This window comes from Streptomyces sp. CHD11 (assembly GCF_018638295.1).
Classification (GTDB): domain Bacteria; phylum Actinomycetota; class Actinomycetes; order Streptomycetales; family Streptomycetaceae; genus Streptomyces.
Genome location: NZ_JABTTS010000001.1, coordinates 1 through 8783, shown reverse-complemented (window position 1 = coordinate 8783; position 8783 = coordinate 1). Strand labels below are relative to the sequence as shown.

Here is an 8783-nt window from a genome sequence, read left to right as displayed (position 1 = left end):
GCCTTGACCGCCCTCCCGGGGGGTGGCCCGTCGTCCGTCCCGGGGGAGGGACGGATGTGATCAGGACATGTGTGTGCGGAGACGGACCCCCGGGGGTGGGAGCAGTGAACAGACTGTGGGAGGAAGCCGGATGAGTCGCTGGAACGGACCTCTGGCCCGGCGCCGGGGGGCCACGTCGTCCCGCACCCGGCGACAGCGCTCCGTCGCAGACCCGGCCGGGCGGAACCCGGAGAACCCTCCCGGGCAGGCGCGCCGGGTGCTGGTCGAGCGGCACGGGAGCCTACTCCTGCTCAGCCTGCCCACGGACGATACCCTGCATCCGGCGGACGTCGCCGACCTTGCCCGCACGCTGGGCGCGCAGAAGGACGGCACCGTCACCATCGTCGCTATCGCGGTCGGCGAGACCACCGCGTCGCTCTGGCCCCGGCTGAGCGAGACCCTCGACTCCCTGCGGGACGAGGGAACTTCTTCGGTACGGCTGGTGATGTCCGGCGCCGGAGCCGACCGGCCGGGCCGGCCCGCACCGGCCCGCGGGATCGCCGAGGCCTGGAAGATAACGGTCGAGGCCCCCGACGGACCGGTGCTCGTGGTGCCCGGCGGCTCGGTTTTCGTCCCGCCGGGACGCGGCGGCTGGCGCCGCTTCGCCCCCGGCGAGGAGCCCGAGGACCTGGGCCCGCGCACCCCGGCACCCGCCTGGCAGACCGCGGTGAGCCGCGCCCCGGCCCGTACGGCGGACGGCTGTGTGGTGGACCAGATCCCGGCCGGGCTGGTGATCCGGCCCGCCGAGGCCAACGCGCCCCACCCCGGCGACCTGCTCCACGCGATACCCGTGGATCCGGGGCACGCCGCCGTGGTTGTCGGCGTGCCGTGGGGGGAGGACGTCGTGGCGAACGACGTCGCCGAAGTTCTCGCGGCCCTGCCCGCCGTCGTCCGCCGCGGTGTACGGCTCGCTCCGGGCGGGCGCCGTGACCTGCTGCCCCTCGGCCAGTCCGTGGCCGCGCAACTGGACTCCGAGATCGAGGTCACCACCGGGCTGCCCCTCATCGCCGCCGACAAGGCCCTGGGCAGGTTCGGAGTCCGGTCCGTCCTGGCCGGTCCGGACGGCGAACCGCGCTGGCTCCCCTTTGTGGACGCCGTGCTGTGCCTGCCGCCGAAGGAATCCGTGGCGGAGGCGCAGGAGCCGGAGTTGGCCGAGGGGGAGGAGCCCGCCCGGCCCCGCCCGGCCACGGCACCCCCGCCCCGGCTGCTGCGCTGGTCCGCCCCCGCGCCCGGACTCGGCCTCACCCAGGACGGTGTGGCCCGGCTCTCCGACGCCTGGCACGTCGTCGCCACCCGGGCCGGTCTGTGGGTCGGGCCCTCCGGGACCACCCCGCCCCTCACCGCACGGCCGGTGAGCGCCGAGGGCCCGGTCGTCGAGGTCGGCCGGGGCGGCGACCGGCTCGACCCCTCCCTGTGGCCCCTCCTGTCCGGCTTCCTCGGCCGCCTCACCCCGGACATACGCGCCCGGACCACCCTTCATGTGCACGCCATTGCCCCGGACGGCGGCTATGCCCTGCGCGGCCTGACCGCCGAGCACGGCCTGCGGGTCATCAGCTTCGCCCCGGCCCCCGCCGCGCGCCCCGCCCGCCGGGGCCCGGCACCGGCGGGCACCCCCGGCCCCCGGCCCCCGGCCCCCGCGCCCCGCCCGGCACCGAACGGCGTGACGCCGACGCCGACTCCCACGGGTGGCCCGGGACCGGCCCCCGGTACGCGTCCGGCGCCCGTGGCTCCCACTGCGCCCGCCGAGCCGCAGGGGGCGTCCGCTTCGTCCGCCGGGGAGAACGCCGCCCCCGGCCCGGCCCCCGCGGCTGTGTCCTCCTTGGGCGCGGCTGAGCGGGGGGAGCCGTCCGCAGCGCCGGCCGCCGGTACGCGTCCGGTGCCCGTCGCGCCCCTCGCGCCCGCCACGCCTCAGGGGGCGTCCAGCACGTCCGCCCGGGAGGCCCCCGCCCCCGGCCCGGCCCCCGCGGCAGCGCCGACAGCGTTGTCCACGTCGTCGGCCGCACCGCGCGAACCGTCCCCCGGGCCGGACGGCCCGTCCGCCGTCCCCACCGCCGGTGTGCCCGTCACCCCGGCTCCCGTACCGGCCCCGGAGCCGCCCGTCAGGACGGTGGCCCGTCTCGCCTCCGGGTCGACGACGGCTGAGGGGGCGGCCACCCCGGCCGCCGCCCGGACCAGCACGGAGACGGGCACGCCGGACAGCTCCACCGCGGTCACCGAGAGCGCCGCCCCGGAATCCGCCGCACCGCCGGACCCGTCACCGGACGTCCCCCGTCCGAAGCCGGACGGCGCCCCCGCGACCAGCGGGAGCCCGGGGCCGGAAGCCCCCGCTCCGCCGCCCGCGCCCCGCCCGGCATCGGTGTCCAGCGCGGCGCCGTCCGCGCGCACGGCTCCGTCCCGCCCGGTGCCCACCTCGGGGAGCGCCCCGGCCTCTGCGGCCACGCCCCCCGCACCGGCGGAACCCGCGGAACCGGCGGCCGGCCGGGCGGCGGGGGAGACCCGGACCGCACCCGCGCCCGCACCCCGCAGGGAACCCGCCGCCACCCCGAGGCGCCGGACCCTCCCCCCGGTCCCCGTGGAGCCGCAGCACTGCAGTACTCCGTCCGAGCGGGCCGCCTTCCGTACGCTCGCGAAGCCGGTGTGGGAGCGCCACAGCGCGGCGGTCAACCGGGCCCTCGCGGAGATGCCCGCGCTGCGCGGCGCGGAGCAGGAGGCGGCGGCACGCGTCGACCTGGTCGCTCTGCGGATGTACCTGACCAACACCGAAGGCCCGCTCGATCACCGGGAGTTGGCGCAATCTCTGCGCTCCGGCGAGCGGCGCCTCGTCCCGTACGCCGGATGCGTCGCCTCCGCGCTCGCCCGCCTGCCCTCGTACCGCGGGGTCGTGCTGCGCGGACGCGGCGACGCGGCGGGACTCGGCGACATGGCGCCCGGCGACGTGCTGCGTGACCCCGCGCCGGTCAGCGGGCTGCCGCTCGAACCGGTCGGGAAGCGGCCCGTCGCCGGGGTGGGCTGCGTGATCTGGTCGACCACCGGTCGCCGGGTCCGGCGCCTGATGGACGGGGGCGAGGAGATCGTCTTCGCTCCGGGCACCGCGTATCGGGTGCTCGATGTACGGACGGACCATGGGGCCCCCATGGTCCTGCTGCGCCAGGTGCGCAGCGCGGAATCCGGGTCCGTCCTCCTGGAGGACGGGGACGAGACCGCGCTGGAGCGGTTGAACAATGCTCTCGCGGGCCGGACGGCGCCGGGGGCGGGTGACTGGGCAGACCGATGCGCCGGGCCCTTCGGAGGCATCGGTGCCTCCTGACGGCCGCCGGGCCCGCCCCGGTGTCCCGGCCGGGGCCGTCCGGGACGCCCCGGCCGGCCATGCGCGAGCGGTCACCGGCCGCGCCCAGTCCCCGTGTTCGCGCTCTGCCCGCGGCAACCAGTTCGCCCTGCGCGCCGGTTGCCCGGCGTCCGCGCACGGGAGGGGACCGTCGCACCGTGATCCCGCCCCGCGTGCCCCGGTCGGGCCGCGGCCAGTTCCGCCGGGTGCCACGTTCCGGCCACCCCCGGGTCCTGAGGCGCCTGGTGATCTGCCGGGCGACTGGCAACATGGCGCGCGCTGCGGCTCGTTGCCTCCTGGTCGGGCCGGATCGCCGTCGTCGCGCGTGCCATACGGCCGGTCACCGGGCCCCGGCCCGCAGCGGCGCACGGGCGGTGGCGGGCCGTTTCCGCCCCTGATCCCGTCCGGGGCGCCGGAGGTGCGCCACGGCACCCCGTCCCTCCGGTACCGCTACGCCGCCCGCGCGGCGCCCTCCCCTTCCCCGAGAATGCGGCCCCGACCGCACCCGAACCCCGAACCACTTGCCAGATGCCGGTAGTTGACCCGGCGCCGGCCGCCGTACCGGCCGCCCCGATGCCCCCTATGCCTTCCCCACTGCCTCACGACAAGGAGCAGCGTTCATGCCCGACCGGCACGAGTCATCCGCCAACGAAACGACACCCTCGGTCGCCGTGCGCCGAGCGGTACCGGTGCCCCCACCGGACGCGGACCCCGACCAGGCACTGGGGCCGCGAACCCCGCATTCCGCCCCGGCCCCCACTCCCACTCCGGCGCCGTCGGCCCCGGAGCCCGCCGCGGGCGGCTCCGGGACGACGGATGAACCGGCCTCCGGTGAGCGGGAGGAGCCGGGACGGACAGCGGCGGCGGACGACGGTCCGGAGCCCGAGGGGAGAGTGGGTGTTCTCTTCGCCGAGGGAGACGAGGGTGACGGCCGTCGTACGGACGCCACGGCGTCAGGACGCCCGCGTGGCCCCGTGCTTGCCGCTGCGGCCGTCGCCGGGACCGTACTGATCTCCATACCGTTCCTCGTGCTGGGCATGGGAGGGGACGACGACGAGGGGCAGAAGGTCAGGACGGCACCCGTCGGCGGCACCACGTTCGACCACGGTACGCCGGAGGACCCGCCGGCCGTCTACGAGGCCGAGTCCCCCTCGCCCAGCCCTTCTTCGGCGTCTCCCTCGGTGAAGACCAAGGCCGTGGTGAAGGAGCCCGTCATCGAGAAGGCGGCCCCGTCGCCCAGGGTCACGGCGGAGCCGACGACCGAGACGAAGAAGAAGCCCGCCGCGTCTACGGCCCGGGAGCTGGCCAACGCCCTGTCCCAGCGGGTGAACGTCCAGATCAAGAGTGCCGAGACCGGCAAGTGCGCCGATATCCCCGGTTTCGAGGAGGGCAAGCCGCTGGGCCTGGTGCAGCAGTACAGCTGCCGGCCGACCACCAAGGACAACCAGCTGTGGGACTTTCAGGTCATCGACAAGGACGGCGGTCCCGGCGGGGCGAGCATTTTCATGATGAAGAACCGGCGCGACGGGCTCTGCGTGGCCGCGCCGGGAAACGTCGTCATCGGGACCAAGCTCATCCAGAATCACTGCAACAGCGCGGCCCCGGGCCAGCTCTGGTGGCTGGAGCCGCGTCCGGGAGCCCTGTGGTTCCGTCACGCCGCGAGCAATCTGTGCCTGGCGGTGGACGGCGGCAGGGCCGCGGGGGACGACGCCAGGCTGAAGGTGGTGGACTGCGGCGACACAGTCCAGAGCGCGGAGCGCTGGTCGGTCGTGACGGTCACCAAGCCGTCCGCCTGAGGACATCGGGGGACATCCACGCCGGTCACCCGGTCCCGGGCTCCCGGGCCAGGTGACCCGCTCTGCGGCTCCCGCTGCGCGGCATCACGGGCCCGGGTCCGTGATGCCGCGGCGTGGCCTGGTCGCCGACAACGGACCTGCTCGGTCGTGCCGTCCGCCTCCCACGTGGCTTACTGAGGTTTTCACGACGGGGTCGGTGGGGTGAGAGCCAGACCTGTGGCGGTCAGGCAGCCGTCGACCAGGTGGGGGCGGAGCTGGCTGCCCACAGCCAGCCGGAATCACTCAACGTAACGAAGTACTACCGGGCCACGCGCCAGGAGCTACGGATCGCGATCGTCACCTGGGTCGAACGGACCTACCACCGGCGTCGGCGCCAGAGACGCGTGGGCCGGTCGACCCCCGTCGACGACGAGACCATCATGACCCCACTCGCAGCTCTGGCTGCATCAACCCCAAGACCGGGGGTCAGGACTGTTGTGTCTGGTCGGGTGGGTTGACACGGGGACGGAGCCTGGCGCGGATTCTCTTCCTCGCGCACCCCGAGCACATCGCGGAACTGCTCGGAGCCGACGAGCGAGACTACGAGACCCTGGACGCCGGCTGGGCGTTCAAACGACTGATCGGCAACAGCGTCATGCGCAGCCAAGGAGTCGAATGGCGTCGCAAGCGATCCATGGTCCAGCCCACGGTCCGGCCCCGCCAGGTACGCCGATACGCGACGACGATGGTCGACAGCGCGGTGGCGCTTGCCGACCACTGGCGAGACGGCAGCCGCGTCGACGTGCTGCGCCAGATGTCGCTGCTCTCCCAGCGGATCGTGGTCCGTACGCTGTTCGGCAACGACCTCGGACAACGCGCGCTGGGTGAGGCGATGTCGCAGGCAGGACACGAGATCGGCGCCGAACTACGGGGGATCGGGCTCTTCCTGCCGCCGTGGGTGCGCACCCCCGCCCGGCGGCGACTGCTCGCCGCCGTCGCGACCATCGACAACGAGATCGACCGGCTCATCCACGCCCGCCAGTCAGCAGGAGAGGGACACGGCAGCGGTGAGGACCTGCTGAGCAGACTGCTCGCAGCCTGGGACGAGGACGGCCGGCCACGGACCACCACGCAGGTACGCGACGAAGCCGTCACCCTCTGGATCGGCGGCCACGAGACCACATCAACGGCGCTGACCTGGACCTGGTACCTCCTGTCGGCATCCGCAGACGCCCGCCACCGGCTTCACGAAGAGCTCGACCGCGTCCTCGGTGGCCGCCCGCCGACCATCGACGACTACGAACAGCTGACCTGGACTCAGCAGATCAGCAGAGAATCCCTGCGACTGTACCCACCCGGATGGATGATCCCGCCCAGAGTCGCAGAGAACGGCGCCACCCTGTACGGAAGCCCGATCCCGGCCGGGACGACGCTCTGGTGCAGCCAATGGGTCACCCACAGAGACCCCCGCTGGTCTCCGAACCCGCTTGCCTTCCGCCCCCAACGCTGGGACGCCGGTCCCGATCAGACCACGCCTCCCTGCGCCTGGTTCCCGTTCGGAGGCGGCCAGCGCGCCTGCCTCGGCGCACGGTTCGCGCTGGTGGAGACAGCACTCGTCCTGGCCACACTTGCCCAGCGCTTCCACCTGGACATCGACGGCGACCCAACGCCCCACAGACGGACTGCAACTCCAACCGGCCACACCACTGCACGCCACCCTGCGAACCCGATAACCCGACCTGGGGCCACACCTGTGCTTCTTCCGGCTCGTTGCTCACCGTGCGGCCGCGCACCAGGCGCGACCCGTGTAGGCGAGTAGGGCAGGGGCGGCGGTGGATACCTCGGTGGGGCGGCCGGTTCGGCGGAGCGTGCTGGTGACGGGTGCAACCGGTGGCATCGGTGTGGCGACGGTATTGCGCTTGGCGGGTGCTGGTTTTGAAGTGATCGGTACAGCGTGCAGCCAGGACAAGGCGGACGGCCTGGTCGCTGCCGCCACGGCGCGCTGGCGGTCGCTGCGCACTGTGGTGGTGGATGTCGCTGAGCGGTCTTCCTGTGTCGAGGCGATGGAAGAGGTCACCGCGATGACGGGTGGCGGCGTGTGGGCGGTGGTGAACAACGCCGGGGAAGTGCCCGCAGGCCCGGACGGCCCTGCGGATGCGGGCGTTGACGCTCTCGATCGCGTTCGTGCTGCAGATGACCTTGCGGATCTCGACGTCGAAGGAGAGGAAGGGCACGAACTCGGCCCAGGCGTCCGACCACAGCTTCACGATCGCCGGATACTTCCTGCCCCACGCCTCCTGGAACTCGAGGAACCGCTCCGTCGCCGCGTCCTCGCTGGGCGCGGTGTAGACGGGCTTGAGGGCCTTGGCGACCTTGTCCCAGTCCTGACGGGCTGTATATCGGTATGAGTTCCGCAGCAGGTGAACCACACACGTTTGAACGATCGTGCGAGGCCAGACGGTCTCCACCGCCTCAGGAAGGGCCTTCATCCCGTCGCAGACCAGCATCAGCACGTCGTCCAGGCCGCGGTTCTTCAGCTCGGTGAGCACACGCAGCCAGTACTTGGCGCCTTCTCCGCCGTCGCCGGCCCAGATGCCGAGGATGTCGCGGGTGCCGTCCACGGTCACCGCCATCACGACATAGACCGGACGGTTCGCGACCTGCCCGTCCCTGATCTTGACGTTGATGGCGTCCACGAACAAAACGGGGTAAACACGGTCGAGGGGACGGTTCTGCCACTCGGCCATGCCCTCCATCACCTTGTCGGTAATGGTGGAGATGGTCTGCTTGGACACCTCAGCCCCGTAGACCTCGGCCAGGTGAGCGGCGATCTCGCCGTGCGTGAGCCCCTTCGCGGACAACGACAGCACCATCTCGTCGACCCCGGTCAGCCGCCGCGGCCGCTTCCTGACGATCTGCGGCTCGAACGTGCCCGCAGTGTCACGCGGCACCTTGACCTCAACCGGCCCGACGTCGGTCAGCACGGTCTTGGCCCGGCCCCCGTTGCGGGAGTCGCCGCTGCCCCGGCCGGCCGCATCGTGCTTCTCATAGCCGAGGTGATCAGCAGTCTCACCTTCCAGCGCAGACTCCAGGACCCGCTTGGTCAGCTGCTGCAGCAGCCCACCCTGTCCGGTCAGCTGCAGTCCCTCCGACCTGGCCCGTTCCACCAGCATCGCGACCAACTGCTCGTCCGACACGGGGGCGGGCGGCCCGGACTGGGCACTCTCGACAGATTCCACGGTCTCCAACTCCACGGCGGTATAAGTCACTTGACGTCTCTCCCATGATCGTCAGATCCGCCGTTAGATTTACACTCCCGGTGCCGCTTCACGTCGTGGCACCGCTGTGGCTGTCGGACTGGGTGGAACACACGGTCAGCGGCCTGCCCCACAAAGCCCCGGAACGTGCCGGCATGCTGAGAGATGGCATCTAGGCACTGTCCGGCGGATCATGTGACTTTCCGACCGGTCGCTCGTTGGTTGGGTCATGGGCCGGGGGGATCTGACGAATCGCGAGTGGTCGTTGCTTGAGCCGCATCTGCCACCTTTGGGTGGCCGGGGCGGCCGGTGGAACGACCACCGCACCGTGGTCAACGGGATCCTGTTCCGGGTCCGGACCGGTGTTCCGTGGCGTGATCTGCCGGA

General features: G+C 72.9%; 4 protein-coding genes and 3 pseudogenes. 6 read left to right on the top strand and 1 reads right to left on the bottom strand.

The features are described from left to right. Nucleotides 1-130: 130 nt before the first annotated feature. The 5 genes and pseudogenes from HTV45_RS00025 to HTV45_RS34950 form a co-directional block, all read left to right on the top strand. Entirely contained in the window at nucleotides 131-3346 is a 3216-nt protein-coding gene (locus HTV45_RS00025; protein WP_215203449.1) for a hypothetical protein, read from the top strand. Nucleotides 3347-4338: 992 nt separating this feature from the next. Further along, complete coding sequence (locus tag HTV45_RS00020) at nucleotides 4339-5160, top strand: RICIN domain-containing protein (protein WP_215203448.1); 822 nt, start codon at nucleotides 4339-4341, stop codon at nucleotides 5158-5160. Nucleotides 5161-5468: 308 nt separating this feature from the next. Further along, nucleotides 5469-5657: pseudogene (locus HTV45_RS33795) on the top strand (hypothetical protein); the annotation flags it as partial. Continuing rightward, nucleotides 5654-6958 (top strand): cytochrome P450, encoded by a 1305-nt coding sequence (locus HTV45_RS35125; RefSeq protein WP_215203447.1) that lies wholly within the window; start codon nucleotides 5654-5656, stop codon nucleotides 6956-6958. The pseudogene HTV45_RS33795 and the gene HTV45_RS35125, both read left to right, overlap by 4 nt. A gap of 13 nt (nucleotides 6959-6971) precedes the next feature. Next, nucleotides 6972-7214: pseudogene (locus tag HTV45_RS34950) on the top strand (SDR family NAD(P)-dependent oxidoreductase); the annotation flags it as partial. Nucleotides 7215-7259: 45 nt separating this feature from the next. Here HTV45_RS34950 and HTV45_RS00010 read toward each other — a convergent pair. Beyond that, nucleotides 7260-8312 (bottom strand): annotated as a pseudogene (locus HTV45_RS00010) (IS256 family transposase); the annotation flags it as partial. A 313-nt stretch (nucleotides 8313-8625) separates the two neighbouring features. Between HTV45_RS00010 and HTV45_RS00005 the strand changes: the two are divergent. Then, the coding region (locus tag HTV45_RS00005) for a transposase (protein ID WP_215203741.1) at nucleotides 8626-8783 on the top strand (158 nt) is incomplete at its 3' end.